Raw genomic sequence first — 18,422 nt, 5'->3', positions numbered from 1 at the left:
CATGCCAGCAGCCGCGCTTGATGAACTCTACGACTACGACCAGCAGTACATCGCTGACATCCTGAAATCGGTCAAGACCATCGCCATGGTCGGGGCAAGTGCCGACAAGACCAAGTTCAGCTATGGGGTGCTGCGCGTGTTGCACGAGACAGGATACGACATGATCCCGGTGAATCCGAACCCGAACCTGACGGAGATCCGGGGTATTCCGGTGTATCATTCGCTCGAAGAAATCGATCGACCGGTCGATATGGTCGAGGTTTTCCGGCCGAAAGAGGAGCTCTATGCCATCACGAAAAAGGCGATCGCCATCGGTGCGAAAGTGCTTTGGGGACAGATCGGTGTCTACGACGACCAGGCGGCGAAGCTCGCGCAAGACGCGGGCCTGAAAGTGGTGATGAACCGCTGTCCCAAGATCGAGCTGTTCCGCCCGTTCTGGAAACCCCGCCTCGACCTTGAAATTTGATCTGAGCGATCTGACGCCGTCCGGAAAAGGAATCTGAATATGCCGCAGGCCATTACCAAGACTTCCAGGCACATTGTGAAAGAGGCGGTGGCGTCCGTGCCTGCAATCAGCGCCATGGAGGCATTGAGCTTAACCGGCTCTTCCGATCAAGTCTTTGTCGACCTGCGCGATGGTACCGAACAGGCAAAGACAGGCGTCATCGCCGGGGCCGTTAAGTCGTCGCGCGGTATGATGGAATTCCATATCGACCCGGAAAGCCCGGCACACAAACCCGAATTCAATCAGGACAAGACCTACGTCTTCTACTGGGCATCCGGTGGACAGTCGTGCGGCCCGATTTGCCACTGACCGCCATATCGGTATTGGCGATGTTATCGCGGCGGCGCGTGCTGGAATGCATGATGAACGCCTCGGGATCTAGCACGAATTCGGGCGGCGCGAGAATATCCACGCAGTAATCGACGCGGGAAATGCTGATATCCTCGGGGCGGGCGCGGATGCCCAACCGCTCCAGCACGATATCCAGATGCGCGCGCGCTGCGCCAAGGCCAAGTGTCGCGAGAAAGGCCGAACCGAGAATAACCCTGATCCCCCAAGGGTCTTTCGGGTTGGGTTTCTTGAACGCCCATTGCGCGCCCATCGGCCCGCCATTGGCCAGAATACGATACCCGGCCCCGCCGTGGCCTTTGATATGCAACTGCACGCCGTTGTAGTCAGTCAGGATAGGGGTTCGGTTTGTGATCCGGTTCGGCCAGCTTTCCCTGTCATGTCGTCGTCATTCATCAGCAATCCGGATTGGCAGGAGTTTCGGGCAGGGCGGGATTTGCCATCGTTAACGATATGTAAGAGCACTGTGCCGTGCCCGGGTCCTTACATAAGGGGTTGCGTTCCGCCACGGCAGTTCTTTTAGGACATAGTGGGCTGACCCGCGTTCCTGGCCCCTTACATAACGTTACGTAGGACATGAACCCATCCGGGCACTTTCTACGTAATGTATAGTCAACGGACGCACACATCGACCAATTCCGCCCCGCTAATCGCGGGCTGTGGTGGGTTTGCAGTGCTCCTCGACATATTCCTCCAAGAAGCGGTCAAAAAGGCTCGCAACGATCGGTGCGCGCCGCTTGGCCTGCCTGATGGCCGATGGCTCACCACTGAGAATCCAAGATTATCGAAGAATGGGTTTCTCTGCTTTGTGATCTGGTCGATGGCGCAGGAACTGCGCTTAAAAAGGTTCGGATTGCCGGTTAGGGTGCCGCAGTACCGTTTGACGCCTGCGGCAGGATGTAGGCGATGCCGTGAGGCGGTGGCGTGCTGACCTGCAGATTGCAGTCATAGACGCGAGAGAGGATCGCCGAGGTCAGGACATCCCTGGGCGTTCCCGTGGCGGCGACCTTTCCGTTGTGCAGGACCATGACGCTATCGGCGAACATCGCGGTCAGGTTGAGATCGTGCATCACCGTCACCACGCCACCGCCCCGTGTGGCGAAATCCCGTGCGAGCCTCATGATTGCCAGTTGTTGCCCGATATCGAGGCTTGAGACCGGCTCGTCCAGAAACAGCCAGTTGGGGCCGTCCTGTCCGACCGGCTCCCAGATCTGTGCCATAACCCGGGCCAGTTGTACGCGCTGCTGTTCGCCGCCCGAGAGATCCTGGTAAAATCGGTCCGCCATATGGCGCAGGCCCACCCGGTCGAGGGCGTGCAGGGGCAGGTCAGGCCGGCCGGCGAAGCGACCGGCGCGGTGGCCGATGCGTACCACCTCGAGGACGGTGAAGGGAAAGGCGAGGTGTGAGGCCTGTGGCAGCACGCCCCGGCGCACGGCAAGGGCGGCGGCATTGCGCGGGGAGATGCGGACGCCGTCGAGCGTGAGGTTTCCCCGTGCCGCGATCTCGCCGGTCAGGGCGCGCAGGAGCGTTGTCTTGCCCGAGCCGTTGGGCCCGACGATGGCTGTCACTGCGCCCGGCGCTGCGGTGGCGTCGATCTCGCTCAGGATGCGCATGCGGCCGATATCGACCGAAACCTTATCTGCCCGCAGCATCACAGGTCCATCAGGCCGCGTCGCCGGAGCAGGATCCACAGAAACACGGGTGCCCCAAGCACTGCCGTGACGATGCCGATGGGCAATTCGGCAGGGGCGATTATCAGGCGGCTGATGATATCGGCGCCGAGCAGCAGGCTCGCTCCGAGCAGGGCGCAGTTGACGAGCAAGGGGCCGTGATCCGGTCCGGTCGCCAGCCGCAGCAGATGCGGCACTACGATGCCGATGAACCCGATGCCGCCAGAGACCGCCACGGCGCCGCCGGTCGCAGCGGCCACGGTGAGAATGGCGAGGTTTTTGACCCGCTGCACGGGGATCCCGAGATGCAGCGCGGTTGCCTCGCCGAAGGCCAGGCCGTTGAGGCTGCGCCCAAGGAGCGTCGCGCCGATCACCGCCACGGCGATGATCGGCGTGGCGACCGCTACCTTGGTCCAGGTCGCCCCGGCGAGCGAGCCAAGACCCCAGAAGGTCAGATCGCGCAGCTGCTGATCGTCGGCGGCATGGATCAGCAGGCCGGAGACCGCCCCCGACAGGGCCCCGAGCGCGATCCCCGCCAGAAGCATTGTCGCGACGGATGTGCGACCGCTGCGCGTGGCCACGCCGTAGAGCAGCAGGACCGAGGCCCAGCCACCGAGAAAGGCCGCGAGCGGCACCAGGTAGATGCCCAGACTGTCGCGCAGCCCGATGGGCACCAGGCCACCCAGCACGATCGCCGTCACCGCGCCCAGCCCGGCCCCGGCGCTGACTCCGACGATACCCGGATCGGCCAGCGGATTGCGAAACAGGCCCTGCATCACCGCGCCGGAAACCGCCAGCGCCGCCCCGACCAGCACGCCGAGCAGTACGCGGGGCAGGCGAACCTCCCAGAGGATGATGCTCTGGAAAGGCGCCTCGCCCGCCACCCCGCTTCGGAGCGCTGACAGCAGCGAGACGCCGGAGGCGCCGGTTTCCAGGCTGATGGCGCAGGTGCACAGCAGCAGGAGCGTCAGCCAGAAGTGGGCGCGCCGCGCGGTCGCGCGACGGTCACGGGCGCGGGGCGGGGCGAGTGTTTCAGCTTGGGTCAGTGTCATGCGTGGCCGCATCGTTTTGGCCGTAGAGAGCCGCATTGAGATCCAGGGCGGCCTGCGCCGTGCGCGGACCAAAGCCCAGCAGGTATAGTCCCTGCATCCGCAGGATTTTTTCGTTCCGGCCAGCCGGGGTTGTGCGGATCGCGGGCATGGCAAGGAGGTGTTCGTCGGCGATGGTATGATCGCCGCCCCGATCCATCATCAGGATCGCGTCCGGCGCGGCCTGTGCTATGGCTTCGTCGGTCAACTGTTTGTAGCCTTCGAATTCGGTCACCGCGTTGACGCCGCCCGCCATTTCGATGATCGCCGACGCCTGCGTGTCGCGTCCCGAGGCGAGAATCCGCCCGCCCTGAAGGCTGAGGATGAAGAGTACGCGTTTGCGGTCCGACGCTTCAGTCTCTGCGGTTTGCGCGGTTGCCGCATTCAGCGCGGTGCGGGTCTTGTCGATGAGCGTTACGGCTTTGTCCGGCACGCCAAGAGCTTCGCCCACAACAGCGATCTTTTCGAGGATACCGTCGCCGCTTTGCGCCTCGGGAATTGTCACGAAGCTCACGCCCGACTGGCGCAGAACCTCGACCGTTTCGGGCGGTCCGGCGCCTTCGATGGCGAGGATGAGGGTGGGGGCCACGGATAGCACACCCTCGGGGCTGAGGGCGCGGGTATAGCCTACATCCGGCAGGTTCGCGGCCTCGGGCGGCCATGTCGAGGTGGTGTCGCGCGCAATCAGGCGGTGACCCTGACCCAGCGCATAGACGATTTCGGTCACCGATCCGCCGATGGCAAGCACGCGCCCGCCATTTCCGGCCATGCCCGCGCCGGTGAGAGCCATGAGCGCGCCCGCCTGTGCCAGCACCGCGCGCCGTGACAGCCAGCGCCGGGTCATGACGCCACCTCTGCTGCGGTATCCTGCAGTCCCGGCAGCACGGCCACGGTCCGGCCAAAGGCGGCGCGGCTGTCGCGGCCCTCCTTGCCCAGCCCGAAGATCTGAAAGATCAGCGCCCCCTGCGCATCGAACGCCTCGACCGATATGGCCGCGCCGCGCTGGGTGGGCTTGTCCACGGCCCAGACCTCGGCCACATGATCGAGCCGCAGATGCAGATTGAAGCCCGGATCCATCACGTTTTGCCAAGGTCCCATCGGCCTGAGCGTAACAATCGGTCCCGAATGGATCTGGATGCAGCCGCGATTGCCCACGAATACCATCACTTCTGTGCCGTCCTGCGCCAGTTGCGCCAGCAACGCATTCACGGCTTCGGGAACCAGCGGTCGGACAAAGGGTGCGCCCGCGATGCGGTAGGCCCCGAGACGGTTCATCCGCAGCTTGGAGGTCAGGCGCAGGAACTGGTGTGTGTCAGTCATTCGCCGCCATTCCTCGCGCAGCACCTCGATCTTGTCGGGGTTGGATTTCGCGGCCTCGGGCGGAGTGCGCGGCGCGACGGCCAGGGTATCCGCCTGATCGGGCACGGCCAGCGACAGCCGGAGCGCGTCCCACGCCGAAAGCGAGGACTCCGCGCGCAGGAGAATCTTGTGAACCGCATCGCCTGCGGCATCGAATACCTGCAGGCTGCGGCGCGGTCCGGTTTCCGTTTCGGCCTCGACCATGAAGGCGTGGTGCCAATGACTGGGGAATATCCGCAGGTCGATATCCTCGGTCAGGATCATCGCGGCATGTTTGCCGGTGTGATAGTTGTCATACCGCCCCACCTTTTCATGCACGCAGCTTTCGTTGCGGGTTAGTGCCATCACCTTGCCCAACTTTTGCGCGGCGGCCATTACCTGATCGGGGTGGGCCGCAATCCGGGTCGCACCCCGCCCGCAGGAGGCCGCGACCAGCTGTGCCTCGCTGATGCCCAGGCTGTCAGCCTGATCGCGGGTTCGCATCCTTGGATTGTCGGCCTGAAAGGCACGGATTGCGTCGGATGTTATGGGGGTGGTTCTGGCCATGCCTGCCTCATGCTGTGCTGAATTGGCTGGCTGCATCGCGCGGTCTGCGCTGACGTGGCTGAAAAGTGATCCATCCGGGTGAATCATATTCTTGACTCTTTTACTCATAAAATAATAAGGGATGCAAGACTGATCGCGACATGATCGCTCAAGCAACTAAAACTCAATAAAAACAACCGTGCCAGCCCTTCGCAAGCACAGCGGTGTGACAGCCAATGTCTGTGAGACGAAAGGGACACATGATGACATCGCGCAAGCGCAATGCATTGCTGACAACGACCTGCCTGTGCATCGGACTGGGGCAAGCCCCGTCCGTTCTGGCACAGGATCTGTCGGCAGAAGAGGGATTTCTGGGCACCATCATGCTGGGGGAGAGCAAACGGGACGTGCAGACCCAGACCGCGGTGCCCACGACCGTGATCGACGAGGAGGAAATCCGTGATCGCCAGGCGGGCACCGCGGCCGAACTTCTGGTCACCGTGCCCAGTGTGGCGCTGGTGAACGGCGACACGGCGCAGGGCTCCGGCGTCTCGATCCGTGGCTTTGGGTCGAACGATACGTTCGGCACCGATCAGAAGGTGCTGATTCAAGTCGATGGCGCCACGCGCGGTGCCGAGGAACTATATCGCATCGGCACGCAGCTTTTCACAGATCCATTTCTTTTCAAGGAGGTAGAGGTCATCCGCGGGACGGTTGGGTCGTTTGAATATGGCTCGGGTGTGGTCGGCGGTGTCGTGCGGTTAGAGACCATCGACCCCGAGGATCTGACCGGAGGCGAGATCGGATTCGCCCTGCGCCAGACGCTGGAATTCCAGACGAACGGCAACGGCGTCACTTCATCCACCATCGGGGTATGGCAGCCGACCGAGGATTTCGGTCTGTTGTTCAACTATGTGGACCGCAATCTCGGTTTCCCCAAGGATGGCGATGGCAACATCATCAATCCGGGCCGCGACCGGATCGACGATCCGTCCTGGCTGGTAAAAGGCAAATACCGCTTTGGCGAGGACAAGGCGCATTCGGTCGAGGCCAGCTATCAGGAGACGCGCTCGTCGCAGTTCGATGTGCCGTTCGACAGTTTTGGCAACTTTCTGTTCTTCGGCAATGTCGATCGCATCGTCGAGAGCAAGACTTCGATCCTGCGTTACAACTACAACCCGGCGAATGACCTCATCGACCTGACGCTGCAGTACTCGCATGTGGATGAGACCGTAGATCAGGAGCCGGTCTCTTGTCCGGCCAGCCCGACCGGCAGTATTCCACCCTGCTCGGCGCTGCTGGATGCCGATCACGATTATGAAACCACGACCATCGCACTCAAGAACACGTCGTTTTTCGAGACGGGTGCGCTCAGTCATGATCTGACGGCGGGCCTCGAATATATCAACCGTGAGCGCGTCAATGCCTTTGCCGCGCCGGGGGGCGAGGATGAGCGCTGGGCGGTCTTTGCGGTGGACGAGATTGGCATTGGTGACGCGTGGGCGCTGACGCCCGCATTCCGCTACGAGACCTCGACCGTGCAGGGCAATACCGCACCCAATGACGGGCGATTCAGCAAGGACGCGCTGATGGGAGGGCTGTCGGTGCGCTATGCCTTTGGTAATGGGTTTGCCGTGTTTGGCAGCGCCGCCTATACCGAAGTGTTGCCGATTATTGATGATCTTGAATTTCCGACCCGCATCATCCTGAGCGAGAAATCCCGAACCTATGAGCTTGGCTTTTCCGTCGATCGGCAGGGGGTCATCCGGACCAACGACAATCTCGCGCTCAAGGTCAACTATTTCGATAGCGAATTGTGGGACGTGACCTCGTTCGTTTCGGGCGGCGCAACGCTGGACGAGATTCGCACCGAGGGATTCGAGATCGAGGCCTCCTATGCGATGGAAAACGGGTTCTACATCGACCTCAACGCCACGATTGCCGATGGCGAGGAGGTGGCGCAGGGCGGTGTTGTCAGTGACTGGCGCAATCAGGCGGCGGACAATCTGCGTCTGACCCTTGGAAAGCGGTTCAGCGACACCTACGATGTCAGCTGGGAAGTGGTGAGCGCCGATGCGATCACCGTCAACGGAGTTCGTGATCCCGGCTACACGGTGCACAACCTGCGCGCCACCATGGCGCCAAGGGGCAACGGGGTCTGGGAGAACACCGAATTCCGTGTCGGCATAGATAATCTGTTTGACGAACAGTTCACGCCCAATCTTGCCACGCGACCGGCGGTGGGTCGCAATTTCAAGTTCACTCTGGCCAAGACATTCTGATCGCGGATGTTTTATGCAATCCATGAGAATGAACCGGGCAATCTGTGGGGCGGCCATCTTGGCCGCTCTGTTGGCTGGTGGCGGCGCTGACGCTGTTTGATTCAGGCGCGCTGCCCGCTGTCCGCCCGCGCGCCGGTTCGATATGAGCCGCAGCTATCTGGCCCCGGCCATCGCGCGGGCCTTTGAGATTGCGGGCGCTGCCGATTCCGCTGTCACACCTCGGCTGGAGTCAGAAGCGCTGTTTTCCAAGCCGCCCCGAGGGGCGCAGCGCAGCCTCTCGGTTCGGATCAAGTGGTGGTGAAGGTGCAGGTTACGGTCTCGCGTGGCTGAGCAAATCCAGCAGGGCGGCGTGCAGTTCGGCGGTAGCGGCGGTGACGACGCGCCCGTCAGAGGTGAGGTCCAGCGGCGCGCCGCTCCAGTCGGTGATGGTGCCGCCTGCCTCTTGCACGATCGGGATCATGGGCAGGTAGTCATAGGGTTTCAGGCCGTAATCGACCACCGCATCCACCTGACCTGCCGCGACCAGCGCATGCGGCTGGCAGTCGTAGGACAGGCGTCGCAGGGCGCCCGCACCGAGCAGCCGGTCGAACAGATGCGGATGGTCGGTATGGATCTTTTCGCCCTCGTTGATGAACAGCATGGCCCGGTTCAGATCGGTTTGACCTGATACCGAAATGGGCCTGCCGTTCAGGGTCGCGCCGAGCCCCCTGGCGGCGGCATAGACCTGGCCCAGTGCCGGAAGGCGGCAGATGCCGATCTGCGCCTTGTCATCGCGCATCATGGCCATCAGCAGGCCAAAGAGCGGCACCCCCGCGATGAACGACCGGGTGCCGTCTATCGGGTCGATCACCCAGACGGTTTCGCGATCAAGGCCGCTGGCGCCGTATTCCTCGCCATAGATTCCGTCCTGCGGGAAATGCGCCTGCAGGCGGTGGCGGATATATTGTTCGGTCTCCTGATCCGCGACGGTGACGGGGCTGGCGTCGTCCTTGCTGGCGATGCTGAGGGTGCCGTTGAAATGGCGCAGGGCCACCTCGCCCGCAGCCCCGGCGATGTCGAGCGCGGTATCGAGGCGGGTCTGCAGATCGAGGGCAGGGGACATGGGGCGGGTTTCCGGCCTAATCGGCGACGATGATTTCGGTGCCCCAGAGTCGGGCGGCATCCTGAATATCTTTGGGCGGCAGGGCGTTCGTGATCAGCAGGTCGACCGCCGAGGGGGCATCGAGCGCGATCGGGGCGGAGCGGCCGAACTTGGACGTGTCCGCCGCCACGATCCGGGTTGTGGCATTGGCCATGATTGCGCGCGAGTAGCGTGCCTCTTCGAGGTCAAAAAGCATGAACCCGTGCCGCGCGTTTATGGCCGCAGCCGACAGCACGGCGAAATCCGTGCGGAAATCCCGGACGAATTCCAGCACCTGCGCCCCGAAGATGCCGCCATCATGGCTGCGCAGTTCGCCGCCCGGCATGAAGACGCGGTTGTTGTTACGGGCCGCGAGGGTATGCGCCACGGCCACCGAGTTGGTGACGACCAGCAGTTCCTGATGGCTTTTCAGCGCCTCCGCGATGTAGGCGGTGGTCGAGCCGATGTCGAGAAACAGAGAGCTGCCGTTGCGGACCAACCCTGCGACATGGGCTGCAATCCGTTGTTTGGGCAGCGGGTTTTCACCCATCCGCTGTGCGAAGCTGAGTTCGGTCGATCCGTATTGCAGCAGCACCCCACCATGCACCTTGCGCACCAGCCCCTCGTCGGACAGGCGGCGGACATTGCGACGCACGGTTTCCTCGGACACGTCGAGTGCTTCGGCAATGGAATGGATACGCATACTGCCGCCAGCCCGCGTGACCAGTTCGAGGATTTCGGCCCCGCGGTGAGATGACGGGTGAGATCTGGTATCGGGCGCAGGTGCGGTCATGTCATCGGGCATGTGCGATTCCACATGTAATCACTGGATTTATCAGGAGAAGGCCACAAAATCAGGCGAAGGTCCACATTCAAACCCCGAAAATCAAAGTTCAATGTTGCAAAGTGTAGCAAGCTGTTCAAAATTTGAGGCTGCGAGCGTGCGAATCGAGCGTCCGTCCAAAAAGGTTAGCAATTGCGACAAAAACTACAGGGGGGTTTGAGAAATGCGTTTCACAACTTTTACGGCGGCGGCTGTCATCGGGCTGGGGCTGACCGGAGCGGCGCTTGCCGAGGCAGAGTCGCAGGAGCCGATCAAGCTGACCATGCATGACTGGACGGGGCAATTGCTGACCACGACCATCATGGGCAAGGTGCTGGCCAGCGCCGGTTACAATGTCGAATACGTGCAGGCCGATTATATCGCCCAGTTCGCGGGGCTGAAGAGCGGAGACCTGCATGTGGCGATGGAAATCTGGGAGACCACGGGCCGCGAGGCGATGGATGAGGCGACCGGCACCGGCAATGTCGTCAATATGGGCGAAACGGGCATGAACGCCATCGAGGAATGGTGGTATCCCGCCTATATGGAAGAGGTCTGCCCCGGACTGCCGGACTGGCAGGCGCTGAACGCCTGCGCGCGCGAATTCGCAACACCGGAAACCGCGCCGCTGGGCCGCTACCTTGGCGGGCCGGTGACGTGGGGCGGGTTTGATGAAGAGCGCGTCGAGGCGCTGGGCATGGATTTTGAAGTGGTACATGCCGGAACCGATGCCGCGCTGTTTGCCGAGTTGGAAAGCGCCTATCAGCGTCAGGCACCGATCGTGCTCTGGGTCTATGCGCCGCATTGGGCGCCGACGAAATATGAGGGCCGTTTCGTGGAATTTCCGCCCTATACGCCGGAGTGCTATGCGGATCCGTCCGTCGGCATCAACCCCGCGATGGCCTATGACTGCGGCAAGCCTACCGGGCCGATCTGGAAGGTGGCCTGGTCCGGCGTGGCGGACAAGTGGCCCGGCGCCGCAAAGGCGATCAAGGCCTTCACGATCAGCAACGAGGACATGGGCGCAATGGTTGCCGATGTTGATCTGAACGGCAAATCCGTGGACGAGGTCAGCGACGCCTGGCTGGCGGAGAACAAGGACACGTGGTCCGCGTGGATCGCCAAGTGACCGATCGGCGGGTTGGGGGCGGCGGGTGACGGTTGTTTCTGCCGCATTGCCGCGGCATCGATAAATAATACCGTTCGCAGATCAGACGCCGCCGCGTCCGAGGAAGACATGGAAAAACCAATTCTGCTGGATTGTCGGGATGTCTGGAAAATTTACGGGGCGCGTGCGGACGATCTCTACAAGAGCCATGGCAGCCGGTTGACCGCCGAGGACCTTGCAGCCCATGGGCTGATCGGGGCCGTGCGTGCGGTGAATGTGCGGATCCGGCAGGGCGAGATATTCGTCATCATGGGCCTGTCAGGATCGGGCAAGTCGACGCTGGTGCGGTGCCTGTCGAGGCTGATCGAGCCGACCGGCGGCGAGATCCTGTTCGAGGGCCGTAATCTGTTGTCTATGACAGACAGGGAAATGATCGAGATACGCCGCAGGAAGATGGGAATGGTGTTTCAGCATTTCGCGCTGTTGCCCCATCTGACGGTGTTGCAGAACGCCGCGTTTCCGCTGGAAGTTCAGGGGGTGCCGCGCGCGGAACGCGAGGCGCGGGCGCGCGAGGTGATCGAACTTGTTGGCCTCAAGGGGCGTGAGGCGCATTTCCCCCGTCAGCTCTCTGGTGGGCAGCAGCAGCGTGTCGGCATTGCCCGGTCGCTGGCGGTGGAGCCTGACCTGTGGTTTCTCGACGAGCCGTTTTCGGCTCTTGATCCGCTGATCCGCCGCGAGATGCAGGACGAATTCCTGCGGCTGCAGGGATTGCTGCAAAAGACGATCGTCTTCATTACCCATGATTTTGACGAGGCCATTCGGCTGGCTGACCGGATCGCGGTGATGAAGGACGGCGCCATTGTGCAGGTAGCCACGCCCGAAGAACTGATCCTCAGTCCCGCGACCGCCTATGTCGAGGAATTCACCCGCCACATCCCGCGCGCCAAGGTGCTGTCGCTGCGCAGCGTCATGACGCCGGGCGCCCCAAGCGGCGATACTGCCGGAGATCTGCCGGTGACGGAACGGATCGAGAGCGTGGCCGAGCGGATCGAAGCCAGCGATCTGCCCTATCGCGTTCTGAGCGAGGCGGGCGAGGTTGTCGGCTTTGTCGGGCGGCAGGCGGTCATCGACGTTCTGATCGGACGAAAGGCGGCGCGATGAGCCGCCTGCGCCGGATGATGCCGGGCCGGGCGGGTGCGTTCTGGATCGCGCTTTTTGGAATCACATGGCTGCTGTCACGCTACTCGTGGGATCTGTACAAGGTGTTCGACGCCCGCTGGATCATCAAATATCCCGCCGCCTATCAGTTGCCCGTGGAAAGCCGGATAAGTGCCTTCATGCAATGGCTGGTGGAAGAGGCGCATTTCGGCCTGTTTTCGTTTCGGGATCTGACACGATTCATCGCTTCCGTGATCGAGTTGCCTTATGATTTCGCGCGGAACATGCTGATTGACGGCTTTTCCGCCGGGCTTGGCAATCAGGCGGTGGATATCGGACCGTCGCTGAGTTGGATCGCCATTGTGGTGATGGTGACCGCTCTGGGCCATTATGTCCGCGACTGGAAGCTGGCGGCGCTGGTTGGCGGGTGTTTTGCCTATCTCGCGGTTTTCGGACAATGGGACAGCGCCATGGTCACGCTGGCCTCGGTCCTGATTGCCGTGCCGATCGGATCCGTCGGCGGTCTGCTGTTGGGGGTTCTGGCATTTCGCGTGCCCGCGTTCGAGGCGGTGATCCGACCGGTTCTGGATCTCATGCAGACGGTGCCGGTCTTTGCCTACCTCGTGCCCATCCTGTTTCTCTTTGGTTTCGGGCCTGTGGCGGCGCTGGTGGCGACGATCATCTATGCCATGCCGCCGATGGTGCGTGTCACGATTATCGCGCTCAAGGGGGTTCCCGGCGAAATCAGGGATGTCGGTGTGATGGTTGGCTGCACAAGGCGTCAGCTGATGTGGAAGGTGCTCATTCCCACGGCGATGCCGACGCTGATGGTGGGAGTGAACCAGGTCATCATGCTGACGCTCAACATGGTCATCATCGCCTCGATGATCGGGGCGGGCGGCCTGGGATTCGACGTGCTGAGCGCGCTGCGTCGTCTCGATATCGGGGGCGGTATCGAGGCGGGTGTCGCGATCGTGGTCATGGCCATCGCGCTCGACCGGCTGAGCCAGGCCTTTGCGACCCGCGTTGCCGAGGATCGCACCGTCGATCCCGATCTGAACATCGTTCAGCGGCACCCTTGGAGCGCGACCGTTCTGATCGTGACGGTGGTGACCTTTCTGATGTCGACGCGGTTGCCCGGCGTGCAGTCGTTTCCGGAAGCGGCTACGATATCGACCGGCACGTTCTGGTCCGATCTGATGGGCTATATCAACGTGCATTTCTTTGATGCCTTCGAAGCGGTCAAGACGGCGTTCCTCAACTATCTGCTTTTGCCGATCAAACGCTTCTTCACAGGAATTCCCTGGGCCTGGGGCATCGTGCTGGTCACGCTGATCGGCTGGCGTGTCGGGGGGATCGGGCTGGCGGTTCTCGGGGGCGTTCTCACGGCGCTGATTGTGGCGGTCGGGCTGTGGGACAAGGCGATGATCACGGTCTACCTGTGCGGCACGGCGGTTCTGGTGGCCACGGTCATCGGCGTGCCGATGGGAATACTGGCGGGGCAGAACGATACGGCCAACCGGGTGATCGGTTCGCTGATCGACACGCTGCAGACCCTGCCCAGTTTTGTCTATCTGATCCCGGTAGTGATGCTGTTCCGGGTGGGCGATTTCTCGGCGATGATCGCGGTGGTGCTGTATGCCATGGCGCCCGCCGTGCGCTATGCCGCGCATGGCATCCGCAGTGTCGATCCGCAATTGATAGAGGCAGGCATGGTGTCGGGCTGCACGCCGCGTCAGCTGCTATGGCGGATCAGGCTGCCGATGGCGTTTCCGGAACTGTTGCTGGGACTCAACCAGACGATCATGCTGGCGCTGTCGATGCTGGTGATCACCGCCCTGGTCGGAACCCGCGATCTGGGTCAGGAAGTCTATATCGCGCTGACCAAGGCAAATTCGGGGCAGGGCATCGTGGCGGGTCTGGCGGTCGCCTTTATCGCCATCATCGCGGATCGCATTCTGACCGCCGCAACCCGAAACGCCCGTCGCAACATGGGACTTGAAGCATGACAACTGCTGCGCATGAGGCCCTTGAACGGGCGTGTTCTCTCTCGATCTGGAAGGAGCCGGAGCAAGCCATGCTGCTGGGTGGCGGGATCACCAATCTCAACGTATCGCTGGTGGATCAGGGCAAACGCTATGTGGTGCGGGTGGGCGAGGATATCCTGCTGCACCAGATTCTGCGTTTCAACGAGCAGGCGGTGCATCGCGCGGCGCAGGCGGCGGGCGTCGCCCCCGCCATCGTCCATACAGAGCCGGGCATTCTGGTGCTGGAATATATCGACGGCACCACGCTGGATGAGGTCGTCGTGCGTCAGAACGAGATGCTGGCGCGTATCGTGCCGCTGCTGAAACGCTGTCATGTCGATGCGATGGCGCGGCTGCGCGGTCCGGTACTGACATTCTGGGTGTTCCATGTGCTGCGCGACTACGCGGCGACGCTGCAAGAGGGGAATTCTCGTCATGTGCCGAAGCTGGACGATCTGCTCCGCATCGCCGGGACACTGGAGGCGGCGGTTGGCCCGGTGCGGATCGTTCTTGGCCATAATGACCTGCTGGCGGCGAATTTTCTCGATGACGGCGAACGGCTGTGGTTGTTGGACTGGGAATATGGCGGGTTCAATTCGCCACTGTTCGATCTGGCGGGGCTTGCCTCGAACAACGGCCTTGGCCCGGCGCAGGAACGCTGGTTATTGGAGACCTATTTCGAGGCCCCTCTGACCGATCAGCTGCATTATCAGTATCACGCCATGAAATGCGCGTCGCTCCTGCGAGAGACGATGTGGAGCATGGTTTCGGAAATCCACTCGGACATCGACTTTGATTACGGCGGGTACACGGAAAAGAACCTGACACGTTTCAAGGCTGCGCTCTCCGATTTTCAGTCAATGTGAGGAAGACCATGAACACCATCCCGCGCAGCGCCAGGGCGGTTATTATCGGGGGCGGCATCGTTGGCTGCTCGACGGCATATCATCTGGCCAGGATGGGCTGGACGGATGTGGTATTGCTGGAGCGCAAGAAGCTGACCTCGGGCACGACGTTTCACGCGGCGGGGCTGGTGGGTCAGTTGCGGACGAATGCGAATATCACCCAGTTGCTCGGGTATTCCGTCGAACTCTACAACCGGCTTGAGAAGGAAACCGGGCAGGCGACCGGCTGGAAGATGAATGGCGGGCTGCGGCTGGCGTGCAATCAGGAACGATGGACCGAGGTCAGGCGGCAGGCCACCACCGCGCGTTCATTCGGACTGGAGATGAATCTGCTGACGCCATCGGAGGCGCTGGATCTGTGGCCGCTGATGACGGTCGATGATCTTGTCGGCGCCGCCTACATGCCGACCGACGGTCAGGCCAACCCGTCCGATATCACCCTGTCGCTGGCCAAGGGCGCGCGACAGGCGGGGGCGACGATCATCGAGGATACCGAGGTTACCGGGGTCACACTTGAGGACGGGGTCATCAGGGGCGTGATGACCGAGCAGGGGCCGGTCGAATGCGAAAAGGTCATCCTGTGCGCTGGCCAGTGGACCCGCGCGTTTGCCGCGACCGTGGGTGTCAACGTGCCTCTGGTGTCGATGGAGCATCAGTACATGGTGACCGAACGGATCGAGGGTGTGACCTCGAACCTGCCGACGTTGCGCGATCCCGACCGGCTGACCTATTACAAGGAAGAGGTGGGCGGTCTGGTGATGGGGGGCTACGAGCCAAACCCGATTCCCTGGGCGGTAAACGGTATTCCGGAGGGGTTTCATTACACGCTGCTCGATTCCAATTTCGACCATTTCGAACAGATCGTCGAACTGGCGCTTGGCCGCGTTCCGGCGCTGCAGACTGCCGGAATCAAGCAGCTTGTGAATGGCCCGGAAAGTTTCACCCCGGACGGAAATTTCATTCTGGGCGAGGCACCGGAGCTGAAGAATTTTTTTGTCGGCGCGGGGTTCAATGCCTTTGGGATTGCCGCCGGGGGCGGCGCGGGCATGGCGCTGGCCGAATGGGTCGCCAAGGGTGAGCCGCCGTTCGACCTGTGGCCGGTGGATATTCGCCGCTTTGGCCGTCCGCATTTCGATACCGACTGGGTGCGCACGCGCACCATCGAGGCCTATGGCAAGCATTACACCATGGCTTGGCCGTTCGAGGAACACAGCAGCGGGCGCCCCTGCCGCAAGTCGCCGCTATATGACAGGTTACGCGCCAAGGGGGCGTGTTTCGGTGAAAAGCTGGGCTGGGAACGTCCGAACTGGTTTGCCACGAACGGGATGGAGGCCAGAGATATCTACAGCTTCGGGCGGCAGAACTGGTTTGACACCGTTGGCGAAGAGCACAAGGCCTGTCGTGAGGCGGCGGTGATCATCGACCAGACCTCCTTTGCCAAGTTCACGCTCAAAGGCCCCGATGCCGAGGTCGCGCTTAGCTGGATCGCCGCCAATGATGTGCAAAGGCCAGTCGGATCGCTGATCTATACGCAGATGCTTAATGACCGTGGTGGCATCGAATGCGACGTGACCGCGGTGCGGGTCGCCACGGACGAATATTACATCGTCACCGGAACCGGCTTTGCCACGCATGATTTCGACTGGATTTCGCGCAACATTCCGCGCAGCATGAATGCACAGCTGGTCGATGTGACCTCGGCCTATTGCGTGCTGTCGCTGATGGGACCGCGCGCGCGCGATGTTCTGGAAAAGGTGACCGGTAGCGACGTTTCAAACGACGGGTTCAAGTTCGGCACATCGAGGGTCATCGGCATCGCCGGTTGCCCGGTGAGGGCGCTGCGGGTCACCTATGTCGGCGAGCTGGGCTGGGAGCTGCACCTGCCGGTCGAATATGCCACGACGGTCTATGACGCGCTGATGGCAGCGGGGGCCGCGTTCGGGCTGCGCGATGCCGGTTACCGCGCGATCGAGAGCCTACGTCTTGAAAAGGGCTATCGGGCCTGGGGGGCCGATATCGGGTCGGATCACACGCCAGCCGAGGCCGGGCTGTCCTGGGCGGTAAAGTTGAAGAAGGATATCGACTTCAAGGGGCGCAGGGCGGCCGAGCATCAGCGTGACACTGGCGTAAAAAAACATCTGGCCTGTTTTACCACCGACCCCCAAATCGTGCTGTCGGGGCGCGAGACCATCTATCGCAATGGCGTGCGCGTGGGATGGCTGAGCAGCGGCGGGTTTGGGTATACCCTCAACAGGTCAATTGGTTACGGATATGTCCGCGCCGAGGAAGCTATCGGTTTCGATCATGTGCTGAGCGGCAATTACGAGTTGGAGGTGGCAACGAAACGTGTGCCCTGTTCCGTGCATCCGGGGCCGCTCTATGACCCGGAAATGAAGCGGGTGAAATGCTGAATGGCAGATACGGTGTTTTCGGGCGGTCGGATCAGACCGCCTGCGCCCGCATCCCGTTCTGAGCGGCCCCTGTCGGAACGAGCGCGCGCACCAGTTTCTTCATGTCCAGAACGCCGATCTGGTGTCCGTCGCGCATGACGCGGTAACACAGCGCCGTGTCGCCGCCCGACGTTGCGATCACCGATTCCAGCGTATCGTCGGGGTCTACCTCGCCTGCGAAGGATTGATCGGGATCGTCGGGGGACTCCATTACCGAGCGCACCCGAAGCACGCGTGCGCGGTTGATGTCGCTGATGAAATCCACGATATAGGGATCATTGGGATGCAGCAGGATATCCTGCGGTTCACCTTGCTGGACCACCTGCCCATCCTTCAGGATCACCAGATGATCGGCCAGTTTCAGCGCCTCGTCGAGATCGTGGCTGATGAAGATCACGGTTTTCTGCAGTTCTTCCTGGAGTTCCAGCAGCAAATCCTGCATGTCGGTGCGGATCAGCGGATCGAGTGCCGAGAACGCCTCGTCCATCAGCATTATGGGTGAGTTCGAGGCCAGCGCTCGTGCTATCCCGACGCGCTGTTGCATGCCGCCCGATAGCTGGTGCGGATATTGTCCGCCCTGGCCGCCCAACCCGACCCGATCGAGCCATTTTCGCGCCTCGCCCTCGTAATCTGAGCGGGGATTGCCGCGCACCGCCTGCGCCATGCCGGTGTTCTCCAGCACGGTCCGGTGCGGCAGCAGCGCGAAATGTTGGAATACCATGGACATCTGTTCGCGGCGCAGTTTGCGCAGGCGCCTTTCGCCGTATGTCAGAACATTTTCGCCATCCACGATGATCTCGCCCGCCGTGGGTTCGATCAGGCGGTTGAGATGCCGGATCAGCGTGGATTTGCCAGAACCGGACAGGCCCATGATGACGGTGATGTCGCCGCTGCGCATGTCGACATTGATGTCTTGCAGGCCGAGCACATGGTGGTGCTGTGCCATCAGTTCCGCCTTGCACAGGCCGTTGCGGACATGTTCCAGCGCGGCGCGCGGTTTGGTGCCGAAGATCTTGTAGAGATTGCGGATAGATATTTTGATGTCTTTGTCCAT

17 protein-coding genes are annotated in these 18,422 nt (G+C 61.9%); 9 read left to right on the top strand and 8 right to left on the bottom strand.

Annotated elements, in window-relative coordinates; genetic code table 11:
• Position 1 precedes the first annotated feature (1 nt).
• Together BSG08_RS08465 and BSG08_RS08460 are read left to right on the top strand one after the other, a co-directional pair.
• A complete protein-coding gene (locus tag BSG08_RS08465; protein WP_093035032.1) occupies positions 2-466 on the top strand; it encodes a CoA-binding protein in 465 nt (154 codons plus the stop codon).
• Positions 467-505: 39 nt separating this feature from the next.
• Positions 506-814 (top strand): rhodanese-like domain-containing protein, encoded by a 309-nt coding sequence (locus tag BSG08_RS08460; protein ID WP_245770633.1) that lies wholly within the window; start codon positions 506-508, stop codon positions 812-814.
• On the opposite strand, the gene BSG08_RS19230 is transcribed toward BSG08_RS08460, so the two are convergent.
• From BSG08_RS19230 to BSG08_RS08440, 5 genes are all read right to left on the bottom strand, one after another.
• A complete protein-coding gene (locus BSG08_RS19230; RefSeq protein WP_139274548.1) occupies positions 744-1,169 on the bottom strand; it encodes a hypothetical protein in 426 nt (141 codons plus the stop codon). The two genes, BSG08_RS08460 and BSG08_RS19230, sit on opposite strands and share 71 nt — an antisense overlap.
• Positions 1,170-1,713: 544 nt before the next feature.
• Positions 1,714-2,505, bottom strand: a complete 792-nt coding sequence (locus BSG08_RS08455; protein WP_093035030.1) for a heme ABC transporter ATP-binding protein — start codon at positions 2,503-2,505, stop codon at positions 1,714-1,716.
• Positions 2,505-3,575: a FecCD family ABC transporter permease gene (locus tag BSG08_RS08450; protein WP_093035027.1), complete on the bottom strand. Its 1,071-nt coding sequence runs from the start codon at positions 3,573-3,575 to the stop codon at positions 2,505-2,507. Before BSG08_RS08450 ends, BSG08_RS08455 begins: the two co-directional genes overlap by 1 nt.
• On the bottom strand, positions 3,556-4,455 hold the full coding sequence (locus BSG08_RS08445) for a heme/hemin ABC transporter substrate-binding protein (protein ID WP_093035024.1): 900 nt from the start codon (positions 4,453-4,455) through the stop codon (positions 3,556-3,558). The genes BSG08_RS08450 and BSG08_RS08445 overlap by 20 nt, the downstream gene beginning before the upstream one ends.
• Entirely contained in the window at positions 4,452-5,516 is a 1,065-nt protein-coding gene (locus BSG08_RS08440; RefSeq protein ID WP_093035021.1) for a hemin-degrading factor, read from the bottom strand. Before BSG08_RS08440 ends, BSG08_RS08445 begins: the two co-directional genes overlap by 4 nt.
• 242 nt (positions 5,517-5,758) lie before the next feature.
• Here BSG08_RS08440 and BSG08_RS08435 point away from each other — a divergent pair, with 242 nt between their 5' ends.
• Positions 5,759-7,777 carry a TonB-dependent receptor domain-containing protein gene (locus BSG08_RS08435; RefSeq protein WP_245770632.1) on the top strand — a complete coding sequence of 673 codons (2,019 nt, stop codon included), beginning with the start codon at positions 5,759-5,761 and terminating at the stop codon, positions 7,775-7,777.
• 142 nt (positions 7,778-7,919) lie between these two features.
• Entirely contained in the window at positions 7,920-8,078 is a 159-nt protein-coding gene (locus tag BSG08_RS19455) for a hypothetical protein (protein ID WP_175544732.1), read from the top strand.
• A 9-nt stretch (positions 8,079-8,087) separates the two neighbouring features.
• Here the strand turns inward: BSG08_RS19455 and BSG08_RS08430 are convergent, their stop codons facing one another.
• On the bottom strand, positions 8,088-8,879 hold the full coding sequence (locus BSG08_RS08430) for an inositol monophosphatase family protein (RefSeq protein WP_093035018.1): 792 nt from the start codon (positions 8,877-8,879) through the stop codon (positions 8,088-8,090).
• 16 nt (positions 8,880-8,895) lie between these two features.
• Positions 8,896-9,702 carry a DeoR/GlpR family DNA-binding transcription regulator gene (locus tag BSG08_RS08425; protein ID WP_245770631.1) on the bottom strand — a complete coding sequence of 269 codons (807 nt, stop codon included), beginning with the start codon at positions 9,700-9,702 and terminating at the stop codon, positions 8,896-8,898.
• 202 nt (positions 9,703-9,904) lie between these two features.
• On the opposite strand from BSG08_RS08425, the gene BSG08_RS08420 reads away from it, so the two are divergent.
• From BSG08_RS08420 to BSG08_RS08400, 5 genes are all read left to right on the top strand, one after another.
• A complete protein-coding gene (locus BSG08_RS08420) occupies positions 9,905-10,849 on the top strand; it encodes an ABC transporter substrate-binding protein (protein WP_093035015.1) in 945 nt (314 codons plus the stop codon).
• A gap of 108 nt (positions 10,850-10,957) precedes the next feature.
• Positions 10,958-11,989 carry a quaternary amine ABC transporter ATP-binding protein gene (locus BSG08_RS08415; protein WP_093035012.1) on the top strand — a complete coding sequence of 344 codons (1,032 nt, stop codon included), beginning with the start codon at positions 10,958-10,960 and terminating at the stop codon, positions 11,987-11,989.
• Complete coding sequence (locus BSG08_RS08410) at positions 11,986-13,995, top strand: ABC transporter permease (protein WP_245770630.1); 2,010 nt, start codon at positions 11,986-11,988, stop codon at positions 13,993-13,995. Before BSG08_RS08415 ends, BSG08_RS08410 begins: the two co-directional genes overlap by 4 nt.
• On the top strand, positions 13,992-14,879 hold the full coding sequence (locus tag BSG08_RS08405; protein ID WP_093035009.1) for a choline/ethanolamine kinase family protein: 888 nt from the start codon (positions 13,992-13,994) through the stop codon (positions 14,877-14,879). Before BSG08_RS08410 ends, BSG08_RS08405 begins: the two co-directional genes overlap by 4 nt.
• An 8-nt stretch (positions 14,880-14,887) precedes the next feature.
• Entirely contained in the window at positions 14,888-17,329 is a 2,442-nt protein-coding gene (locus BSG08_RS08400) for a GcvT family protein (protein WP_093035006.1), read from the top strand.
• Between the two features lie 31 nt (positions 17,330-17,360).
• On the opposite strand, the gene BSG08_RS08395 is transcribed toward BSG08_RS08400, so the two are convergent.
• The gene (locus BSG08_RS08395) at positions 17,361-18,422 is read right to left on the bottom strand and encodes an ATP-binding cassette domain-containing protein (protein ID WP_093035192.1); all 1,062 of its coding nucleotides are present in this window, start codon (positions 18,420-18,422) and stop codon (positions 17,361-17,363) included.

The organism is Roseovarius azorensis, assembly GCF_900109455.1.
GTDB lineage: Bacteria > Pseudomonadota > Alphaproteobacteria > Rhodobacterales > Rhodobacteraceae > Roseovarius > Roseovarius azorensis.
The sequence above is the reverse complement of the archived record's forward strand: the minus strand, read 5'-3'. Positions and strand labels throughout refer to the sequence as shown.

Excerpts from the sequence above, each read along its gene's own strand:
- BSG08_RS08435 (WP_245770632.1), top strand. The coding sequence starts at position 5,759 with ATGACATCGCGCAAGCGCAATGCATTGCTGACAACGACCTGCCTGTGC.
- BSG08_RS08400 (WP_093035006.1), top strand. The coding sequence starts at position 14,888 with ATGAACACCATCCCGCGCAGCGCCAGGGCGGTTATTATCGGGGGCGGC.
- BSG08_RS08420 (WP_093035015.1), top strand. The coding sequence starts at position 9,905 with ATGCGTTTCACAACTTTTACGGCGGCGGCTGTCATCGGGCTGGGGCTG.
- BSG08_RS19455 (WP_175544732.1), top strand. The coding sequence starts at position 7,920 with ATGAGCCGCAGCTATCTGGCCCCGGCCATCGCGCGGGCCTTTGAGATT.
- BSG08_RS08415 (WP_093035012.1), top strand. The coding sequence starts at position 10,958 with ATGGAAAAACCAATTCTGCTGGATTGTCGGGATGTCTGGAAAATTTAC.
- BSG08_RS08460 (WP_245770633.1), top strand. The coding sequence starts at position 506 with ATGCCGCAGGCCATTACCAAGACTTCCAGGCACATTGTGAAAGAGGCG.
- BSG08_RS08410 (WP_245770630.1), top strand. The coding sequence starts at position 11,986 with ATGAGCCGCCTGCGCCGGATGATGCCGGGCCGGGCGGGTGCGTTCTGG.
- BSG08_RS08465 (WP_093035032.1), top strand. The coding sequence starts at position 2 with ATGCCAGCAGCCGCGCTTGATGAACTCTACGACTACGACCAGCAGTAC.
- BSG08_RS08430 (WP_093035018.1), bottom strand. The coding sequence starts at position 8,879 with ATGTCCCCTGCCCTCGATCTGCAGACCCGCCTCGATACCGCGCTCGAC.
- BSG08_RS08445 (WP_093035024.1), bottom strand. The coding sequence starts at position 4,455 with ATGACCCGGCGCTGGCTGTCACGGCGCGCGGTGCTGGCACAGGCGGGC.
- BSG08_RS08395 (WP_093035192.1), bottom strand. The coding sequence starts at position 18,422 with ATGGACAAAGACATCAAAATATCTATCCGCAATCTCTACAAGATCTTC.
- BSG08_RS08440 (WP_093035021.1), bottom strand. The coding sequence starts at position 5,516 with ATGGCCAGAACCACCCCCATAACATCCGACGCAATCCGTGCCTTTCAG.
- BSG08_RS08425 (WP_245770631.1), bottom strand. The coding sequence starts at position 9,702 with ATGCCCGATGACATGACCGCACCTGCGCCCGATACCAGATCTCACCCG.
- BSG08_RS08405 (WP_093035009.1), top strand. The coding sequence starts at position 13,992 with ATGACAACTGCTGCGCATGAGGCCCTTGAACGGGCGTGTTCTCTCTCG.
- BSG08_RS08455 (WP_093035030.1), bottom strand. The coding sequence starts at position 2,505 with ATGCTGCGGGCAGATAAGGTTTCGGTCGATATCGGCCGCATGCGCATC.
- BSG08_RS08450 (WP_093035027.1), bottom strand. The coding sequence starts at position 3,575 with ATGACACTGACCCAAGCTGAAACACTCGCCCCGCCCCGCGCCCGTGAC.